This window comes from Alistipes intestinihominis (assembly GCF_040095975.1).
Lineage (GTDB): Bacteria > Bacteroidota > Bacteroidia > Bacteroidales > Rikenellaceae > Alistipes > Alistipes senegalensis.
Window position 1 is genome coordinate 58,091 of sequence record NZ_JBBMFL010000002.1, and the last position, 18,884, is coordinate 76,974.

18 protein-coding genes and 1 tRNA gene are annotated in these 18,884 nt (G+C 61.0%); 6 read left to right on the plus strand and 13 right to left on the minus strand.

Going from position 1 to position 18,884, the window contains the following annotated elements; genetic code table 11:
- Positions 1-8 precede the first annotated feature (8 nt).
- Together ribH and WMO46_RS01905 are read right to left on the minus strand one after the other, a co-directional pair.
- Positions 9-539, minus strand: coding sequence for a 6,7-dimethyl-8-ribityllumazine synthase (gene ribH, locus WMO46_RS01900; protein WP_019151562.1), 531 nt, complete (start codon positions 537-539; stop codon positions 9-11).
- Positions 540-554: 15 nt separating this feature from the next.
- The gene (locus WMO46_RS01905) at positions 555-1,238 is read right to left on the minus strand and encodes a tetratricopeptide repeat protein (protein WP_349093669.1); all 684 of its coding nucleotides are present in this window, start codon (positions 1,236-1,238) and stop codon (positions 555-557) included.
- Between the two features lie 106 nt (positions 1,239-1,344).
- On the opposite strand from WMO46_RS01905, the gene recF reads away from it, so the two are divergent.
- Complete coding sequence (gene recF / locus WMO46_RS01910; protein WP_129651469.1) at positions 1,345-2,469, plus strand: DNA replication/repair protein RecF; 1,125 nt, start codon at positions 1,345-1,347, stop codon at positions 2,467-2,469.
- A 14-nt stretch (positions 2,470-2,483) separates the two neighbouring features.
- The gene (locus WMO46_RS01915) at positions 2,484-2,756 is read left to right on the plus strand and encodes a DUF721 domain-containing protein (protein ID WP_019151565.1); all 273 of its coding nucleotides are present in this window, start codon (positions 2,484-2,486) and stop codon (positions 2,754-2,756) included.
- A 52-nt stretch (positions 2,757-2,808) separates the two neighbouring features.
- Here WMO46_RS01915 and WMO46_RS01920 read toward each other — a convergent pair whose 3' ends face one another.
- From WMO46_RS01920 to WMO46_RS01930, 3 genes are all read right to left on the minus strand, one after another.
- A complete protein-coding gene (locus tag WMO46_RS01920) occupies positions 2,809-4,011 on the minus strand; it encodes an OmpA family protein (protein ID WP_019151566.1) in 1,203 nt (400 codons plus the stop codon).
- Between the two features lie 173 nt (positions 4,012-4,184).
- The gene (locus WMO46_RS01925; RefSeq protein WP_019151567.1) at positions 4,185-6,737 is read right to left on the minus strand and encodes an adenosylcobalamin-dependent ribonucleoside-diphosphate reductase; all 2,553 of its coding nucleotides are present in this window, start codon (positions 6,735-6,737) and stop codon (positions 4,185-4,187) included.
- 193 nt (positions 6,738-6,930) lie between these two features.
- Complete coding sequence (locus WMO46_RS01930; RefSeq protein WP_019151568.1) at positions 6,931-7,305, minus strand: RidA family protein; 375 nt, start codon at positions 7,303-7,305, stop codon at positions 6,931-6,933.
- Between the two features lie 76 nt (positions 7,306-7,381).
- Here WMO46_RS01930 and WMO46_RS01935 point away from each other — a divergent pair, with 76 nt between their 5' ends.
- Positions 7,382-7,810: an META domain-containing protein gene (locus WMO46_RS01935; protein ID WP_278963951.1), complete on the plus strand. Its 429-nt coding sequence runs from the start codon at positions 7,382-7,384 to the stop codon at positions 7,808-7,810.
- Between the two features lie 73 nt (positions 7,811-7,883).
- Here WMO46_RS01935 and WMO46_RS01940 read toward each other — a convergent pair whose 3' ends face one another.
- The 5 genes from WMO46_RS01940 to WMO46_RS01960 form a co-directional block, all read right to left on the minus strand.
- Positions 7,884-8,882, minus strand: a complete 999-nt coding sequence (locus tag WMO46_RS01940) for a malate dehydrogenase (protein ID WP_019151570.1) — start codon at positions 8,880-8,882, stop codon at positions 7,884-7,886.
- A gap of 73 nt (positions 8,883-8,955) precedes the next feature.
- Positions 8,956-9,558: a recombination mediator RecR gene (gene recR, locus WMO46_RS01945; protein ID WP_129651465.1), complete on the minus strand. Its 603-nt coding sequence runs from the start codon at positions 9,556-9,558 to the stop codon at positions 8,956-8,958.
- On the minus strand, positions 9,559-10,377 hold the full coding sequence (locus WMO46_RS01950; RefSeq protein WP_349093670.1) for a tetratricopeptide repeat protein: 819 nt from the start codon (positions 10,375-10,377) through the stop codon (positions 9,559-9,561).
- 5 nt (positions 10,378-10,382) lie between these two features.
- Positions 10,383-12,251 carry a BatD family protein gene (locus WMO46_RS01955; RefSeq protein WP_410520074.1) on the minus strand — a complete coding sequence of 623 codons (1,869 nt, stop codon included), beginning with the start codon at positions 12,249-12,251 and terminating at the stop codon, positions 10,383-10,385.
- A gap of 62 nt (positions 12,252-12,313) precedes the next feature.
- Positions 12,314-13,927, minus strand: coding sequence for a fumarate hydratase (locus WMO46_RS01960; RefSeq protein ID WP_129651463.1), 1,614 nt, complete (start codon positions 13,925-13,927; stop codon positions 12,314-12,316).
- A 182-nt stretch (positions 13,928-14,109) separates the two neighbouring features.
- Here WMO46_RS01960 and WMO46_RS01965 point away from each other — a divergent pair, with 182 nt between their 5' ends.
- The gene (locus WMO46_RS01965) at positions 14,110-15,111 is read left to right on the plus strand and encodes a class II fructose-bisphosphate aldolase (RefSeq protein ID WP_129651462.1); all 1,002 of its coding nucleotides are present in this window, start codon (positions 14,110-14,112) and stop codon (positions 15,109-15,111) included.
- 142 nt (positions 15,112-15,253) lie between these two features.
- On the opposite strand, the gene WMO46_RS01970 is transcribed toward WMO46_RS01965, so the two are convergent.
- The 3 genes from WMO46_RS01970 to WMO46_RS01980 all read right to left on the minus strand — a co-directional run bounded on the left by WMO46_RS01970 (position 15,254) and on the right by WMO46_RS01980 (position 17,688).
- The gene (locus WMO46_RS01970) at positions 15,254-15,703 is read right to left on the minus strand and encodes a hypothetical protein (RefSeq protein WP_302588750.1); all 450 of its coding nucleotides are present in this window, start codon (positions 15,701-15,703) and stop codon (positions 15,254-15,256) included.
- 74 nt (positions 15,704-15,777) lie between these two features.
- Positions 15,778-16,734, minus strand: coding sequence for an alpha/beta hydrolase (locus WMO46_RS01975; protein WP_129651460.1), 957 nt, complete (start codon positions 16,732-16,734; stop codon positions 15,778-15,780).
- 3 nt (positions 16,735-16,737) lie between these two features.
- Positions 16,738-17,688 (minus strand): NAD-dependent epimerase/dehydratase family protein, encoded by a 951-nt coding sequence (locus WMO46_RS01980; protein WP_019151578.1) that lies wholly within the window; start codon positions 17,686-17,688, stop codon positions 16,738-16,740.
- Between the two features lie 114 nt (positions 17,689-17,802).
- On the opposite strand from WMO46_RS01980, the gene WMO46_RS01985 reads away from it, so the two are divergent.
- Together WMO46_RS01985 and WMO46_RS01990 are read left to right on the plus strand one after the other, a co-directional pair.
- Positions 17,803-17,874, plus strand: a tRNA-Thr gene (locus tag WMO46_RS01985).
- Between the two features lie 149 nt (positions 17,875-18,023).
- Positions 18,024-18,779, plus strand: a complete 756-nt coding sequence (locus WMO46_RS01990; protein WP_019151579.1) for a lipopolysaccharide kinase InaA family protein — start codon at positions 18,024-18,026, stop codon at positions 18,777-18,779.
- The last annotated feature ends 105 nt before the right edge of the window (positions 18,780-18,884 follow it).

Sequence of the window (18,884 nt, forward strand, 5' to 3'; positions counted from 1 at the left end):
CTTTTTTTTCAGTTGATGTTGCGCCGGTCCGGTTCGTGATCCGGAGAGGCCGCCTCCATGTCGATCTGCAATTTGACCATATTGATAGCCGTGGCAGCCGCCTCGTCGCCCTTGTTGCCGTGACGGCCGCCGCAACGGTCGAGAGCCTGTTGCATGTCGTTGACCGTCAGCACGCCGAAAGCAATGGGCATGTTCCATTGGATTTGCAGCTGCGTGATGCCCTGCGTCACGCCCTGGCAGATGAAGTCGAAATGGCGCGTGTCGCCCTGGATAACGCATCCCAGCGCGATAACGGCATCGACATCGGTGTATTCCGCGAAGAACTGGGCGCCGAGCGACAGTTCGAAGGTGCCGGGGACATATTTGATCTGGATGTTCATGTCGGGGCACCCTGCGGCACGCAGCGTGCGCACGGCTCCCTCCAGCAGCGCTTCGGTGACCTCGCGGTTCCACTCGGCCACGACAATGCCGAACCGCATGTCCGCGGCCGAAGGCAGGGGTGAGTCGAATTTGGAAAGGTTGTGATTCTTGGTCGCCATCGTCTTCCTCCGCTTTTATTTTACGCTGCCGAGCAGTTTCTCAGCCTCCCGGGCCTCCATCGAGGCGGGATAGGTGTTCAGAATCCGTTTGAAATAGGCCGCAGCCTTCTGCGAATTGCCCATAGCCTGCTCGGCAAGACCCGCTTTGCGCAGGTACATCGGGGCCGTCAGGTTGTTGTCGGCGGCCTTCACGGCTTTCTCGTAGAACTTCACGGCCTTGGCATAGTCCTGCTGTTCAACGGCGATGTCGCCTTGCAGACCGTAGTTCTGCGCATTGATGAGCGCTCCGGGGATGCCTTTCACATGGGAGAATTTGGCGAGGTATTTCGCGGCGTTCTCCAAATCGCCCGTGCGCAGGTAGCAGATGCCCGCGTAGTGCTTGGCGAGGTTGCCCGAAGGCGTGGAGCCGTATTTCTCGACCACGTCGAGGAAGCCCGCGCCGTTGGCGTCGCCCAGCAGCGCCAGTTCGAAATCCGGGTTCTCCCCCTCGAAACGGACCTGTGCCTCGGAGATCATCTCGGCGGCTTTCTCGGCACGCGGCTGAACGATCAGCGCACGATAGCCGAAAACGAGCGCGGCGAGGACGAGCAGGCCGAGGAAAACATACCCTATCGTCCGGCCGTTCTGCTCGAAAAAGAGCTCCGTTTTGTTCATTGCTTCGCCGAGGGTTTCCTGTTCGGCGACGTTCTGCTTTGCCATATTGCTTATTCGTGTTATTAGTTTATAATGCGTATAGTAGATGGCAAAGATACAAAACTATTCACAATGTGCAATGTCGTGTCGGGATTTTTTGTACTTTTGTCCTATGCATCTGAAAAAAATAGCGCTGCTGAATTTCAAAAACATGGCTCAGGAGGAGCTTACGCTCTGCCCCGGCATCAACTGTCTGGTGGGCGACAACGGCGCGGGCAAGACCAACGTCGTGGATGCGGTCTACTACCTGTCGATGTGCAAATCGTCGTTGCAGATGACCGACGCGCAGAGCATCCGCCACGGAGCCGACTTCTTCCTCGTGGAGGGGCAGTACGCCACCGACGCGGGCAAGAGCGAGGGCGTGGTGTGCTCCTTCTCGCGCAAGGGCGGCAAGGTCCTCAAACGCAACGGCAAGGAGTACGACCGGCTGTCGGACCACGTGGGGCTGATTCCCGCGGTGATCGTGTCGCCGGCGGACAGCGCGCTGATCTCGGACGCCGCGGACGAACGGCGCCGATACCTCAACGCCTTCATTTCGCAGCTGGACCGCCCCTACCTCAACTCGGTGATGCGCTACAACGCCGTGCTGGCCGAGCGCAACCGCCTGCTGAAGATGCGGCCCGACGAGACGATGCTTCAGATTTACGACATGCAGCTGTGCGAGCACGGCAAGGCCATCCACGCCCGCCGGCAGGAGTTCGCCGAGCGGCTGCAACCCGTCGCGGCGGAGTATTACCGCATTCTTTCGGGCGACCGCGAGCAAGTCGAGCTCCATTACAAATCGGAGCTGAACGACCGCCCTTTCGAAGAGGTGCTGCTGGCCGCCCGGCAGAAAGACCTCGTCAACGAATTCACCACCGCCGGCATCCACCGCGACGACTTGGTGCTCCGGATCGGCGGCTACCCCCTGCGCAAATACGGTTCGCAGGGACAGCAGAAATCGTTCCTCATCGCCCTCAAACTGGCGCAGTACACCATCGTCGCCGAGGCCAAGGGCGAACGGCCGATCCTGCTGCTGGACGACCTCTTCGACAAGCTGGACGCCGGGCGCGTCGAGCAGCTGATCCGGCTGGTCTCCGACGACGCCTTCGGGCAGATACTCATCACCGACTGCAATCCCACGCGTCTGAAAACGATCCTCGACAAGGCCGGCGGCGACTACGCCCTCTTCTCGGTGGCCGACGGCACCGTGACGCAGGAACGGACGGCCGCGGAATCCAACACCCCGGAATCATGAGACGGACCAAAACGATGCTGATGGGCGACCTGCTGGAGGAGTTCTTCAAACGCCCCTATGTCGCCGCGAAGGTCGCCGAAGGCAAACTGCCCGACACGTGGCGCGAGATCGTCGGCGACCGCGCCGCGGAGATCACCACCGAACTGCGGCTCGAAAACCGCATCCTCTACGTGCGCATCCAGTCGAGCGTGCTGCGTTCGGAGCTCTTCTACCAGCGCGAGGCGCTCCGGGAGGAGATCAACCGCCGTTCGGGAGTCCGGCTGGTCAACGCCGTGATTATCCGATAAAAAAATGCCCCTCACCACGGAGGGGCATTTTTCGTATGAGACCTGTCCGGACCTACTTCACGATCACGGCGCGGTTGGCTTTCTGGTTGCTCTTGTAGATGTCCGGCTCGTTGCCCTTGCCTTCGTAAGTCAGCTGCTTGGGGTTCACGCCGCACTTCACGAGATAATCGTAGACGTTCTTGGCCCGGTTGTCGGCGACGCGGCGGTTGCCGGCTGCCGTACCCGTCTGCTGGTCGGCGTGGCCCACGATGGTATAAACGCGGTCCTTCGGGCCGTCCTTGATAACGTCGGCCATCAGTTCGAGGCGGGTCTTGTCCTTGGACGTGAGCTTCGACATGCCGTAATCGTAGAACACGATCGAATAGGGGCTCAGCGTATTGGCGTTCCGGGCAGCAGCTGCGGCGTCGGCGGCAGCCTTGGCCGCTGCGGCTTTGGCGGCGGCATCCGCAGCGGCGGCCTTGGCCTCGGCGTCCTCAAGCTGCTGAGCGAGCTGGGCGTTCTGCGCTTCGAGGGCGGCCGCTGCGGCCATGCTCGCAGCCACGGCATCCTGGAAAGCCTGGATGTCGGCGGCCGTATAGCCCGGCACGCCGCGCTGCCAGTTGCGCTTGTTGAAGCGGTAGGTCAGACCGGCCGTAGCCGAGAACCCGAGCAGATACTGTCCGTTCATCTGGGCGGGGCACAGCTCCGACTTGGCGAGCAGACCCTTGAGCTCGATGTTGAAATCGAAGGCCGGCGAAAGGCGGAACTTGCTGAGCAGACCGTAGGTAAAGGCGAGCTCCTGATTGGTGGAGGCGCCGAAGTCGCGCTGGCTCTTGTCCGTGAAGTTCGAGGCCATGTAACCGAAGCCGACGAACGGCACGGCGTACCACGCGCGATCCTCCCGGTAACCGCCGATCCAGTTCGAGACGTTGAGCATCACATCCGTGTGGACGAACATGTACGGCCAGTCCATCTTGCCCTTTTCGGGATCGTAGTTATTGAACCATCCGCCTTGCAGCTGCGCCCGGAGACCGACGACGGGATGCACCCATTTCGTCAGCGAGAAATTGCCTTCGAACCCGATGCGGTCGCCGAAGGACTTGAGGTTGCTGCCGTTGCTGAACGCCGTACCGGCTCCCGCACCGACCGAAATTTCCCAGTTGTCCCAGAATCCGTTGGAAACGAAGCCCGCGAAACTCGGCTTCTTGGGGGTGTCTTGTGCCCATGCGGCCGAGGCGAAGGCCGCGATCAGGAAGGTAAGATAAATTTTCTTCATAACTAATTAAATTAAAAAGTTATTGTCACTGCGCTAAAATACAGCATTTCTCTCAAAAACCATTCTCTTCCGCCTCAAAAGTTCAGCCAAAGAGCGTTTTCGATCAGAAAAGGCCGGAAGAGAGAACCCTTCCGGCCTTTTCTGAATATCCGGTCAGACCATTCGGCGGAGGATCATCCGCACTTGGAATAGCCGCACGACATACAAGTCAGGCATCCGTTCTGATAGGCCATGTTCTCCTGACCGCAGCTCGGGCACTTGCCCTTGGACTTCGTGCCATCGACGATGTACTGTTTCAGCGCGCGGCATACGCCCGTCTTCCAGGTGTTGATCGACTCGCTGTCCAGGTGCAGGGACTCGATCAGCGACACGGTCTTCTCGATCGGCATGCCGTGGCGCAGTACGCCCGAGATCAGTTTCGCATAGTTCCAGAACTCCTCGTTGAACAGGCGCGAGATGCCGCCGATGGTGTTCGTATAGCCGTAACGGTCGGTGTATTGGAAGTCGTAGCGTTTCGTGCCGTCCTCCTCGCGCACTTTGATAATGAATCCCTTCTTGATCTTCGGCGGGATATACATGGCATCCTCCTCGATCTTGCCGGTGAAGACCTCGTAGGGGCGTCCGTCCTGCAAGCCCACGAAGGCGATCCAGTCTTCGGTGCCGTTCTTGAAGCGCACGATGTCGGCGGGAATGGACTTCGGACGCTTCTGCACCTCGCCGGGATGCCCCTCGCAGCGCTTCTTTTTCTTGGAGTTCTTCTCCAGCAGCACGCCGTCGCGGCAGCCGTCGCGGTAGACCGTGACGCCCTTGCAGCCGCACTCCCACGCCGTACGGTAAACGTCGGCCACCAGCGCCTCCGAAACGTTGTTCGGCAGGTTCACCGTCACCGAGATCGAGTGATCGACCCACTTCTGGATAGCACCCTGCATCTTCACCTTGGCCACCCAGTCGATGTCGTTGGCCGTGGCGCCGTGGTAGGGCGACGCGGCGACCCACTGGTCCAGTTCGGCGTCGGAGATCGTCGAGAGTTTCGACGTGTCGTATCCGTTCGCCTCCAGCCACTTCACGAAATTGTGGTGGTAGACGTTGTACTCCTGGAACTTTTCGCCCGTTTCGTCCTCGTAATCGACATGCGTGTCGTGGTCCGAGGGGTTGATCTTGCGGCGGCGCTTGTAAACCGTGCGGAACACCGGTTCGATGCCCGACGTGGTCTGCGACATGAGCGACGTGGTGCCCGTCGGAGCGATGGTCAGCATGGCGATATTGCGGCGGCCGACCTTCGTCATCTCCTCGTAGAGCGCCGGATCGGCCTCGCGGATGCGGGCGATCATCGGGTTGTTCGCCTCCTTGGCGGCATCGTAGATCGGGAAGGCTCCGCGCTCGGCGGCCAGCTTCACCGACGCGCCGTAAGCGGCCAGCGCGAGGGTCTTCTGCACCTCGACGGCGAAATCCATCGCCTCCTGCGTACCGTAGCGCAGCCCCAGGGCGGCGAGCATGTCGCCCTCGGCCGTAATGCCGAGCCCCGTGCGGCGGCCCTTCTGCGCCATTTCGCGGATCTTCTTCCACAGCTCCAGTTCCACGCGGCGCACGTCCAGGTCTTCGGGGTCGTCCTCGATCTTCTTGATGATCAGCTCGACCTTCTCCAATTCGAGGTCGATGATGTCGTCCATCATGTGCATCGCCTTGCCGACATGGTCGCGGAACTTGTCGAAATCGAACTTCGCGTCGGCCTTGAAGGGATTCTCCACGTAGCTCAGCAGATTCATGGCCAGCAGGCGGCACGAGTCGTAGGGGCAGAGCGGAATCTCGCCGCAGGGGTTGGTCGAGACCGTCGTGAAGCCTTCGTCGGCATAGCAGTCGGGGATGCTCTCGCGGATGATCGTATCCCAGAACAGCACGCCCGGCTCGGCCGATTTCCACGCATTGTGGATGATCTTCTCCCAGAGTTTCTTGGCGTCGATGTCCTGTTCGTACTTGGGGGCGTCCGACTTGATCGGGAACTGCTGGTGGTATTTCTTGCCGGCGAGCGCCGCACGCATGAACTCGTCGTCGATCTTGATCGAGACGTTGGCGCCCGTCACCTTGCCCGTATCGACCTTGGCGTCGATGAACCGCTCGGCGTCAGGGTGCTTGATCGACAGCGACAGCATCAGCGCGCCGCGCCGACCGTCCTGCGCCACCTCGCGCGTGGAGTTCGAATAGCGCTCCATGAAGGGCACGATACCCGTCGAGGTCAGCGCCGAGTTGAGCACCGGGCTGCCCGTGGGACGGATGTGCGAGAGGTCGTGCCCCACGCCGCCGCGCCGCTTCATCAGCTGCACCTGCTCTTCGTCCATGCGGAAGATGCCGCCGTAGGAGTCGGCGGGATGCTTGTGGCCGATCACGAAGCAGTTCGACAGCGACGCCACCTGGAAATTATTGCCGATGCCGGTCATCGGTCCGCCCTGCGGAATGACGTAACGGAAATGGTCGAGCAGCTCGAACGCCTCCCCCTCCGAAAGGGGATTGGGGTATTTGCGTTCGATCCGGGCGATCTCGCCGGCGATGCGTTCGTGCATCTCGCGCGGCGACTTCTCGTAAATGTTTCCGAAAGAGTCTTTGAGGGCGTACTTGCTCACCCACACCGTGGCGGCAAGATCGTCTCCGTCGAAATAGACTTTCGACTCGGCAACCGCATCGTTGTAATTGACTTTCTGCGGCGCTTCAGCTTTGGTGGCTTTTGACATAACTACTTTATACTTATCTATTTTCTCAGATTTCTGCATTCCGCCGGGAAGGGAGATCCCGGGTTTACAAAATTGCGGCTTTTCCCGATAAAAAACCAACGGCGGGGAGCTATTTTATCCACAAATTATCTACAAAAAACGAAAAGGAGCGTCCCAGACATCCGGGACGCACCTTGCGGATTGTCCGCGGAAGTTATTTCACCGCCACGGCGTCTATTTCGACCAGCGCCCCCATCGGCAGCGCCGCGACCTCGTAGCACATGCGCGCGGGCATCTCCGCCGTGAAGAACTCGGCATAGACGGCGTTCATGGCGGCGAAATCGCCGATAGACTGCAACAGAACGGTGGTTTTCACCACGTCGGAATAATCGTATCCGGCTTCGCGGAGGATGTGACCGAGATTCGTGAGCGACTGGCGCGTCTGGGCTTCGATCCCCTCGGCCATCCGGCCCGCCGCGGCGTCGATCGGGAGCTGTCCCGAGACATAGAGCGCGCCGCCGGCCTCCACGGCCTGCGAATAGGGCCCCACGGCTTTGGGCGCACGGGGCGATGCGATGATGGTTTTCATAGGCAATAATGTCGTTTGCGACACCAAAGGTACAATTAATTCCCTATATTTGCAGCAACGAACAAACGAAAATCAGATGAAGATTTTGCTCAGAATCGCGGTTGTCGCTGTCGCCGGGGCACTTATCGCCGGATGCTGCAACTGCCGCGCCTACCAGAAAAAAGCCCGCCGCCCGCTGGTGGGAACCGAATGGCAGCTGATCCAGCTCGGCGGGGAGACCGTCCGTCCCGAGAAGGGCACGTTCACCCTCACGCTGCTGGCCGAAAGCAACCGCCTGTCGGCCGTCGGAGCCTGCAACCGTCTGTCGGGGGTCTACAAGACCGACGACAAACGCACCCTGAAAATGGGGCCTATCGCCTCGACGATGATGGCCTGCCCCGGCATGGAGCGGGAACACGCCTTCGCCCAGGCGCTCGAAGCGACGACCCACTACGACATGGACGGTCCGATGCTGCTGCTGCTGAGCGACGGCGAACTGCGCGCCGTCTTCCAGGCGATGCCCTGACGGAACCGTCCCGCAAAAACATCCCGGTTCTCTTCGACAGAGGACCGGGATGTTCAGTTTCAGCGGAAACGGTCTATTTCAAGTGCGGATTCAGGCGTCCCCACTCCTCCACGGGAGGCAGGATGCCCATCGAGATCACCTCGTCGCGCAGTTTGCACAGGTGCTCGTAGCTCTCCGTGAGCTTCTTGTGCTCCGCGGCCGTGCCCTGCACGTTCTTATAGGCGACGCCCTCTTTCGTGATGGTGGTCTCCATCGCCATCAGGATATGCTTGAACTCGTCGTTGTGCACGAACACGCCGGCGGGGTATTCGAACGGCTTGCCGCCCATGGCTGCCGCGATCATGCAGATCGAGAGGTAGGCCGGGCTCTGGAACGACGAACGGCCCCGCAGGTCGATGATGTGCTTGCCGCCCTGGATCACCCGCTGCTGCAAGTCGGCCCAGTCGCCCTCGGGCATCTCCTTGCCGATCAGCTCCGAAAGGGGGCGTCCGGCGACGAGCGTCGTCGAGGCGAAGACCGCCATCTGCTCGCCGTGGCCGCCGTAGGTGCGGCAGTTGCGGATTTCGTCGGGCGAAATCTTGAAATATTTGGCCAGCTCCGAGCGCAGGCGCGTCGAATCCAGTGCCGCGAGGGTCGAAACCTGCGAGGGTTTCAGCCCCGCGTAGATCAGCGCGATGAGGCCCGTGATGTCGGCCGGATTGAAGACCACCACGACATGCTTCACATCGGGGCAATAGGCTTTGAGGTCTTTGCCGAACTGGGCGGCGATCTCGGCGTTGCCTTTCAGCAGGTCCTCGCGCGTCATGCCCGCCTTGCGGGCTGCGCCGCCCGACGATACGACATAGGACGCACCGGTCAGGGCCTCCTTGATGTCGGTCGTCCAGGTGATGTTCGCACCCTCGAAAGCGCAGTGGAAAAGTTCTTCGGCCACGCCCTCAAGCGCCGGTCCGTAAGGATCGTACAGGCAAATGTTGGGCGTCAGGCGCATCATCAGTGCCGTCTGAGCCATGTTCGAGCCGATCATGCCGGCCGCACCCACGATGGTGAGTTTTTCGTTCGTTACAAAATCCATAGTTATATTGTGTTTTGGTACCTTCGTTGCCGCGGCCGGCGGCCGCATTTCGGCTCCAGCCGCAACCCGCTCGTTAGGCGGGGTCTATCTCCCGGCGGTTGAGCAGGGCGTGGGTGATCGTCAGTTCATCGACGTATTCCAGCTCGTCGCCGAAGCCGATGCCCCGGGCGATGGAGGTGATTTTCAGTCCGGGGAACTGCCTCAGGCGGTTCATCAGGTAGAAAAGCGTCGTTTCGCCCTCGACCGAGGTCGAGATGGCGAGGATCACCTCCTTCACCCCGCCGCGGGCGATGCGTTCGCACAGCAGGTCGATCTTCAGATCCGAGGGCGAAATGCCCTGCATCGGCGAGATCACCCCGCCCAGCACGTGATACATGCCCCGGTACTGGCGCGTGTTCTCGATCGAAAGCACGTCGGCGACCTGCTCCACGACGCAGATCGTCGCATGGTCCCGCTCCCGGTCGGCGCAGATCGGGCAGACCTCCTCGTCGGAGAGGTTGTTGCACAGCGAGCAGTACTTCACCTCGTTGCGGAAGCGGTCGATGCTGGCGGTCATCTCGGCCACCGAATCCCGCTCCATGCGCAGGATGTGGATGGCCAGGCGCAGCGCCGTGCGGCGTCCCACGCCCGGGAGCTTCGAAAGCTCGCCGACGACATCCTGTAAAAGTTTCGACATCTAAATCGTTTCGATCGTTTTACATTCGAGCCACCCTTTCTTGCCGTCGGCAATGGTGATCTCGCACCAGTTGTCCAGACGGTCGGTGATCTCGACGAGCGTTCCCTCGTGCAGCACGAAGAGGTCCGTGGCCGACTTGTCGGGCGAACTCTTCACGGCCGTCGAGAGCGACATCACCACGGCCTGCGTGTCGTCCAGCATCTCGCGCCGCTCGCCCACGGCGAACCAGTTCGTGAACATGAACGCCGCCGCGGCGACGAGCGTTCCATAGAACCCCGTCTTGCGCAGCGGCAAACGCTGTGCCAGCAGGTAGGCCAGAAACAGCGCCAGCGCGCAAACCAACGCCGCGAGCGACAGGATGCTCCACGCCGTACAGCTCATCGTGTGGCGCACACCGCGCATCCACTCCGTGAGGAAAAACTCGGGAATCTGCTCGATATTGTCTTTCGTGCGGGCCTCGGCGACGCTCAGGTTGTAGCGGATGTCGTCGCTGCCCGGAGCCAGCCGCAGGGCCCGGCGGTAGAAGAGGATGGATTTGCCCAGCTGCCCCTCCTTGAAGTAGGCGTTGGCCAGGTTGTAGTAGAGTTTCACGGAGGAGAGTCCCTGCGCGAGAATCCCTTCGTAAATCTCCGCCGCAGCGTGGTAATCCCCGTTGACATAGGCCGTATTGGCCCGGTCCCACAGCTGTTCGGGCGAAGCCGCCTCCGCGGCGGGCTCCTCTCCGACGGCCGCAGCGTACGCCGCGGTGTCGGCGGCCTCCTGCGCCCATGCGCACGGAACGCCGAATGACAGGATCAGAAATAGGGTCAATCGCTTCATAACAACTATCGTTTTATCACCGACTCGATGCGCGAAATCAGGTTCACGCCCTCGGAATAAACGTCGCCCATGCGGGCCGACTCCACGGGCGAATACTGCGCCTCGTCGCACTGGGTGATGATGGCCGTGAACCGCTGCGAATCCTCGGACGAAACGCCCCGTTTGTGCAGCTCCTCGCGGACGTTCTCCTTCGTGAGGTTGGCGACGGGGATGTTGAACTTGTCGCTCATGTAGCCCCACAACGCCCGCAGCATCTCTTCGTAGAAGGCGTGGCGGTTCTGCTCCTCCATGTAGCGCCGTGCAGCGCGGAAACGCTGCACGGCGACCTTGTTGGCTCGCTTGCCGCGCACGAGGGCGACGTTCTGCGACTCGCGGATCTGCCTCCGCAGAGCGACGTAGATCATGGCGAACACCACGAGGATGCCCCCCAGGAGAATCCAGTATGCCGCGCTGAAAATGAACGGCTCGCGCTCCGAACGCAGCTGCGCCCCTTTCAGCTTGATGTAGCGGATGTCCTGCCCCAGCATCTTCACCTCCTCCTTCGACATGCCGCGGCCCTGCATCACCACCGCATCGCCTCCGCCGCCACGGGCGTCGGGGGTGATCTCGAGCGTCATCGGCTTCGATTTCAGCGTCACGTACTGCATCCGCTGGGGGTCGAAGAAGGTGAACTCGACGGGTTCGAGGTCGTAGGTGCCTTCGGCCCGCGCGATGAAGGGATATTCGAACTGGCGGTAGCCGGAGATGCCCGACGACGAGGTGTTGATCGACTCGGTGGTCTTGACGTTATACTGCTCGAACGAAGTCGGCAGCGGCAGTTTCGGAGCCTGGACGAAGGTGAGGTTGCCCGTACCGGAGATCTTCACCGTGACGGTCGCGCCCGAGTTGGCCGCGATACGTTCCGAGGGGAACTGGGCGTCCATCGTGAAGTTGCCCACGGCGCCGCTGAAGCTGGCCGGAGCGCCCGTCGGAAGCGGTTTGACCGTAACCGCCGCCCGCTGGCTCTGCACCTTGCGGGGCACGTTGTATACCTCGCGGCCGCTTCCGAAGAAGGGATCGGCGTTGCGGCTCTGCACCACGACCTGCGCCACGACGGTCATCTCCACGGGTTCGATGGCCAGCGCCCCCACCTGCTGCGGATAGAGCAGGTAGTCGTACAGCACGCGCGTCTCGTAGACCTTGCCGTTGTAGGTCTCGCGCCCCACGCGGCCCGCACTGGGGTCGGTAAGGTCCTGCGACCAGAAGCCGTTGAACGACGGGGCCGATTCGGGCACGATGTTCACGTATGGAACGCGGGTGTAGAGCTTGAAAGCCACGTGCAGCGGCTCGTTCTTGTAGACCGACGTGCGCGACACGACGGCCCGCAGCAGGATGTCGTCCTTGCCGATCTGGCTCTGGGCATCGGTCTGCGCGTCGTCCGGGCGGTGCGACCCGCTCTGCTGCCGCGCCCCGGAGCCTTCGCCCTCGTTGACGATCTCGACGGGCAGCGGCCGGGTCCGGTAGGTCGTGCCATCGACCTTGACCTCCGCGGCGCCGACGGTCACGTTGCCCGCAGCCTGCGGCAGCAGCACGAAGGTGTAGGTGTAGCTGACGCTCTTGGTCATCGAACCGTTGATGATCTGGACCGACGAACCCTGCGAAACGGCGGGTCCGGCCAGCACGTCGAACCCCTCGAACGAAGGCGCCTTGAAACTGTCTTCGTCGGGTTTGGCGTTCAGCGCGAATTCCACACGGAACGCCTCGCCGACGGCGACCGTCAACGGCGAATTGGCCTCAAAAGTGACCTTCTCGGCAGCGTATGCCGAGAAGATCGCCAGCACGGGAAGTGCCGTCAGGAATATTTTTGCAAAAAAACCTCTCATCGAACTTGCCATAAAATCGTTCGTACGGTTTTACAACGTAAAGTTTTGCCCCTTAGTATCTCCGGGGACGGATTTCAGTGCTTGAAATCGGCGAAGAAGTCGTTCCCCTTGTCATCGACGATGATGAACGCGGGGAAGTTCTCGACGTAGATCTTGCGCACGGCCTCCATGCCCAGCTCGGGGAAATCGACGACCTCGACCGACTTGATGGAGTTCTTCGCAAGGATCGCGGCGGGCCCGCCGATCGAACCCAGGTAGAAGCCTCCGTGGGCCTTGCAGGCGTCGGTCACCTGCTGCGAACGGTTGCCCTTGGCCACCATCACCAGCGAACCGCCGTGCTCCTGGAACAGGTCCACATAAGGGTCCATGCGCCCGGCCGTCGTGGGGCCGAACGAACCCGAAGCCATGCCCTGCGGCGTCTTGGCCGGACCGGCGTAGTAGACCGGGTGTTTCTTGAAGTACTCGGGCATCGGCTTGCCCTCGTCGAGCATCCGCTTGATGCGGGCGTGCGCGATGTCGCGGGCGACGATCAGCGTGCCCCGGAGGTTCAGGCGCGTCTTGATCGGGTATTTGGTGAGGATCTCGCGCACCTTGTCCATGCCCTCGTCGAGGTCGATGTCCACGGCCGGCGACATGGCGGGAGCCTCCTTCGGCAGGAAGCGCGCGGGGTTCTTCTCCAGCTCTTCGAGGAAGATGCCCTCGGGCGTGATCTTGGCCTTGACGTTCCGGTCGGCCGAGCAGCTGACGCCGATGGCCACGGGGCACGAAGCCGCATGGCGCGGGGCGCGGATCACGCGCACGTCGTGCACGAGGTATTTGCCGCCGAACTGGGCGCCGACGCCGCTCTCCCGGCAGATTTTCAGCACCTTCTCCTCCCACTCGAGGTCGCGGAAGCAGCGGCCGCCCTCGTTGCCCGAGGTGGGCAGTTCGTCGAGATAGCCGGCCGAAGCCTTCTTCACTGTCGAGAGGCACATCTCGGCCGACGTGCCGCCGATGCAGATGGCGAGGTGGTAGGGCGGGCAAGCCGACGTGCCGAGGTCGTAGATATGCTGCTGGATGAATTTCGTGAGCGACTCCTCGTTGAGCAGCGCCTTGGTCTGCTGGTAGAGGAAGGTCTTGTTGGCCGAGCCGCCGCCCTTGGTGATGAAGAGGAATTCGTACTCCATGCCGGGCTTGCCGCCGTAGATGTCGATCTGCGCCGGGAGGTTCGTGCCGGAGTTCTTCTCGTCGGTCATCGTGAAGGGCACGACCTGCGAATAGCGCAGGTTGCGGTCCTTGTAGGTTTCGTAAACGCCCCGGGCGATGCACTCAGCGTCGTCGGCGCCCGTCCAAACGTCCTCGCCCTTGTGGCCGATGCAGATGGCCGTGCCGGTATCCTGGCAGGTCGGAAGCTCGCCCTCGGCCGCGACGACCTGGTTCAGCAGCATCGTGTAGGCCACGAACTTGTCGTTGTCGGTGGCTTCGGGGTCTTCGAGGATGTTGCGCAGCTTCTGGAGGTGTGCGGCGCGCAGGTAGAACGACACGTCGGCGTAAGCCTCTTTCGAAAGCAGTTCGAGCCCCTTGGGATCTACTTTGAGGATCTTGCGGCCGTCGCACTCCACGACTTTCACATACTCCTTCGTCAAAAGACGGTACTTGGTTTTGTCGTCCTGAATCGGAAACGGCTCCTGATAGATGAATTCTGCCATGATCGTATTTGTTTGTTGTTTGCTTGCGGTGGATAATTCATGCAAAAATACAAAAAACAATCCGGATTGCGCAACTATTTCCCGCCGGCTGTTATTTTTTTCACAAAAAGAGGCTATTATTTAGATTTTTTAGTAAATTTGTACGGTTTTTTGAGAGCAAAATTCACTAAACATCTAATATTATGGTATCGTACAAAGATCTCGGTCTTGTGAACACGCGCGACATGTTCGCCAAGGCCATCAAAGGAGGTTACGCCGTTCCGGCATTCAACTTCAACAACATGGAGCAGCTCCAGGCTATCATCATGGCCTCTGCCGAGACCAAATCGCCCGTCATCCTCCAGGTGTCGAAAGGCGCGCGCAACTACGCCAACCAGACGCTGCTGCGCTACATGGCCGAAGGAGCCGTAGAGTACGCCAAGGAGCTGGGCTGGGCCAAACCCCAGATCGTGCTGCACCTCGACCACGGCGATTCGTTCGAACTGTGCAAGAGCTGCGTGGACATGGGCTTCTCGTCGGTGATGATCGACGGTTCGGCGCTCCCCTACGACGAGAACGTCGCCCTGACGAAGCAGGTCGTGGAGTATGCCCACAAGTACGACGTAACGGTCGAAGGCGAGCTGGGCGTGCTGGCCGGCGTCGAGGACGAGGTAGCCTCCGAAGTCAGCCACTACACCAAACCCGAAGAGGTCGTGGATTTCGTGACCAAGACGGGCGTGGATTCGCTGGCCATCTCGATCGGCACCTCGCACGGAGCCTACAAGTTCACCCCCGAGCAGTGCACCGTAGACCCCAAGACGGGCCGTCTGGTTCCGCCCCCTCTGGCATTCGACGTGCTGGCCGCCATCGAGAAGGAGCTTCCGGGCTTCCCCATCGTGCTGCACGGCTCGTCGTCGGTACCCCAGGAGGAGGTCGAGACGATCAACAAGTACGGCGGTGCGCTGAAAGCTGCCGTAGGCATCCCCGAGGAGGAGCTCCGCAAGGCCGCCAAGAGCGCCGTCTGCAAGATCAACATCGACTCCGACTCGCGTCTGGCCATGACCGCTGCCATCCGCGAGGTCTTCGCCACCAAGCCCGCCGAGTTCGACCCCCGCAAGTACCTGGGTCCGGCCCGCGACAACATGAAGAAGCTCTACATCCACAAGATCAAGGAGGTTCTCGGTTCGGACGGCAAAGCCGAATAAGCGGAGATCTCCGCCATACGAAAACAAGCCGGGCGTTTGCCCGGCTTGTTTTTTATGTCGGCGGAAAACGGTTTCCCGCGCAAAAGGCGCTCTGAAAGGCCCTGAGCCGCGGCCGCCCTAAAACCGGTTTCTTAAACCGGGGTCATTCGACCGTCACCCGGAAGCGGCACTCCGAATCCCCCGCGAGGACGGTCCGGAGCGTCTCCACCCGGACGCTCTTGCCGGGGATCAGCTCCCGGTAGACGCAAAGGATGCTCTGGCGGGAGCACTCGCAGTGGGTCGGGGCCTCGACGAACCCGGCTTCGACCTGCGGACAGAGACAGCGGGGATACCCGATCTCATAGACCCGCCCCGGCTCGATGACATCGGCGAAAAAGTACTCCGAGCGGCCGTACTTCGCATACTGCCGGTCGAGGTCGCAGCCGCACTCCTCGAACTGCCTGCGGAGTTCCGTCAGGACGGCGCCTTTCACGCAATTCTCGGCGGCCGGGCGGTAAAGTCTCCCGCGCACGTCGGCAGGAAGGCTCCCGACGGCATCCTCCAAAATCCGGTAAAAAGCCTGCGCCTGCCGCAAATTATAGTCATTTTCCATATTCCGTTTCCCTTATATTATCGAAAGCGGATGCGCAGAACCGGATGAAAAACGCCCGGACTTACCGCCGCCCCCTAAATCCCGCCTCTCAGGCGGGGTTCCACGAACTCCCTGACGCGGCGCGTGTACTCAGCCCGGTTGTCCCGGTAGGAGACGGCGTGCGCGGCGCCCGGCACCACCCACAACTCCTTTTCGCCCGGCTTGGCCTCGTAAAGCGGATAAACCATCCGCGTAGGGACGTAGCCGTCGGCGTCGCCGTGGATGAACAGCATCGGCAGCCGGCATTTCGCCACCTGCTTCAGGGCCGAAGCCTCGCGGAAATCCCATCCGTATTTCAACCGGCACAGCCAGCTCGCCACGTCGAGCAGCGGGAAGGCCGGCAGCCCGAACTGATCTTCGAGCTCCTTGGCGAACTGGTCCCGGACGCTCGTGTAGCCGCAGTCCTCGACGAAACACTTCACATAGGGGCGTTGTTCCTCGCCCGAAACCATCATCGTCGTCGCGGCGCCCATCGAGATGCCGTGAACCACCATCCGCGTATCCCCGCCGAAGATGTCGTTGGCAACCTCCATCCACCGCAGCACGTCGAGACGGTCCTTCCACCCCATCTGAATGGCCCGTCCTTCGCTCTGCCCGTGGTAATAAAGGTCCGGCAGCAGGATGTTGCACCCCAGATCGTGGTTGTAGAGATAGCCGATCATCAGCATCCGCACGGCGTTGTCCGTGTAGCCGTGGACGATCACCGCCGTCCGGTCCGTCGGTTCGGGAGCCGCCGCATAGATCGCGTGCAGCCGCTCGCCCTCTGCGCCGAGGATCACCGTATCGCGCAGCGCCCCGGTGCGTTCGAGGCTGTCGATCCACGGTTGCAGGAAGGGGTATTCGGCATACATATATTTATAAGAGGAGGCATTTTTCGCCTCCATCGTCGCGTCAGGCGTCAGCGAATAGGAGAGCAGATAGAGGCTGCCGCCCGTGACGACGGCCGCCGACAGCAGCAAAAGGACGAGTAAACTTCGGACAATGCGTTTCATGGCTTACTCCGCAGCAAGTTTCGTGCGGATGTGCGCCAGCATGTCGTCGGTCATGCGCGAAAGGTCCCATTCGGGTTTCCAGCCCCACTCCTCGCGGGCACAGGTGTCGTCCAGCGAATTGGGCCAGCTCTCGGCGATCTCCTTCTTCACGGGATCGACGTTGTAGTCCATCGTGAACGCGGGCAGCCGCTTTTTGATCTCGGCGCAGATGATCTCGGGCGTGAAGCTCATCGAAGCGAGGTTGAAGCTGTTGCGGTGGCGGAGTTTCGCGGGATCGGCCTCCATCAGCTCGACGCAGGCGCGCAGGGCGTCGGGCATGTAGATCATGTCCATGTAAACGTCCGACGGCACCGGGCAGGTGAATTTCCCCGAGCGGATCGCCTCGTAGTAGATCTCCACGGCATAGTCCGTCGTGCCGCCGCCGGGCAGCGTGACGCTCGAAATAATGCCCGGAAAGCGCACCGAACGGGTATCGACGCCGTATTTGTGGTGGTAGTAGTTTCCGAGCAGCTCGCCCGTGACCTTGCAGATACCGTAGATGGTCGTGGGCTGCATGATCGTATCCTGCGGGGTTCCGTCCTTGGGCGACGAAGGTCCGAAAGCGCCGATCGACGAGGGGGTGAACAGCGCGCAATGGTGCTGGCGGGCCACTTCGAGCGAGTTGTTGAGCGCACCCATGTTGACGTTCCAGGCCATCTGGGGATTGCGTTCGCCGACGGCCGACAGCAGCGCCACGAGGTTGAAGATCGTATCGATGCGGTAGCGGGCCACGACCGAAGCCATAGCCGTCGCATCGAGGGCGTTCAGCACCTCGAAGGGCCCGTCCTCGGCCAAAGTACGACATTCGCGCATATCGGTTGCCACGACGTTCGCACCGCCGTAGATCCCGCGCAGAAAAACTGTCAGCTCGGAACCTATCTGGCCTCCGGCGCCTACTATCAGGATACGTTTCATTTGTATTTTATTATAATTCGGAAGTAAAGATAGAAAATAATTGTGAAATGTGTACATTTTTTTGGTCTTTTCATTTTTCTTATGTACTTTTGCACCACTCGAAAGAGGAATGTTGCTGACATAGCTCAGTGGTAGAGCACTTCCTTGGTAAGGAAGAGGTCCCGGGTTCAAGTCCCGGTGTCAGCTCAGGCAACGAAAGCGGCAGTTCCGATGAACTGCCGCTTTTCTCTTTTGCGGGGAGGGGCTCTTTTCCGTTTCAGGACAACTTCGCAATCAAATAGGACTAACGCCATAGGCCGCGGGAACGTAACTTTGCAGCATAAAATTTTTCCACCATGCGCATTCACGTCAATCCCGCTTCGGATCGCCTGCGGAGCTTCGCGGAACACCTCCCCGAACTGTTCGAAAACGGCGGCGAGGTACTCCATACCGGACGCAACACGATCAAAGCCTTCGACGTTGGGGGGGGGTATCGGGTCGCGGTCAAACGTTTCCGCCGTCCGAACCTGTTCCAGGCTTTCGTCTACACCTTCTTCCGCCGGAGCAAAGCCCGCCGCTCCTACGAACACGCCGTGCGGCTGCGGGCGCTGGGCATCGACTCGCCCGAACCGATCGCGTGGAGCGAATACCGCCGCCACGGGCTGCTGAGCGACAGCTACTACATCTCGCGCTGTTCGGACTACACGCCCCTGTCGCAGACCACCGGACACTTCCCCTCGGCCGGAACCGTCCCCGTGCTGGAAGCCTTCGCCCGCTTCGCCGGACAGCTCCACGAACAGGGAATCGAGCACCGGGACTTCAACCACGGCAACGTCCTCTGGCGCCGCGACACGGCGACGGGCGCCATCCGCTTCCAGCTGATCGACATCAACCGCATGCGGTTCGCCGACCGGCCGCTGCGGCCCCGCGCCTGCATGGTCAACCTGCGGAGGCTCTCCTGCCCCGCCGTGGCGTTCCTCTTCATCCTCGACCGCTACGCCGAAGCCCGCGGCTGGAACATCGACGACACGCTGCTGCAAGGCACCTTCTTCCGCCTCGCCTTCGGACGCCGCAAGGAACTGCGCAAGCGGTTCCGGCGCCGCAAACGCTGATTTTCGCAAAAAAACGGCTCCGGAGTTTGGTTTTCCGGATTATTTCGCTACATTTGCCGATGATAAAGTCCATCTCGACCATGAGAGCATACGGTTTCGCATATT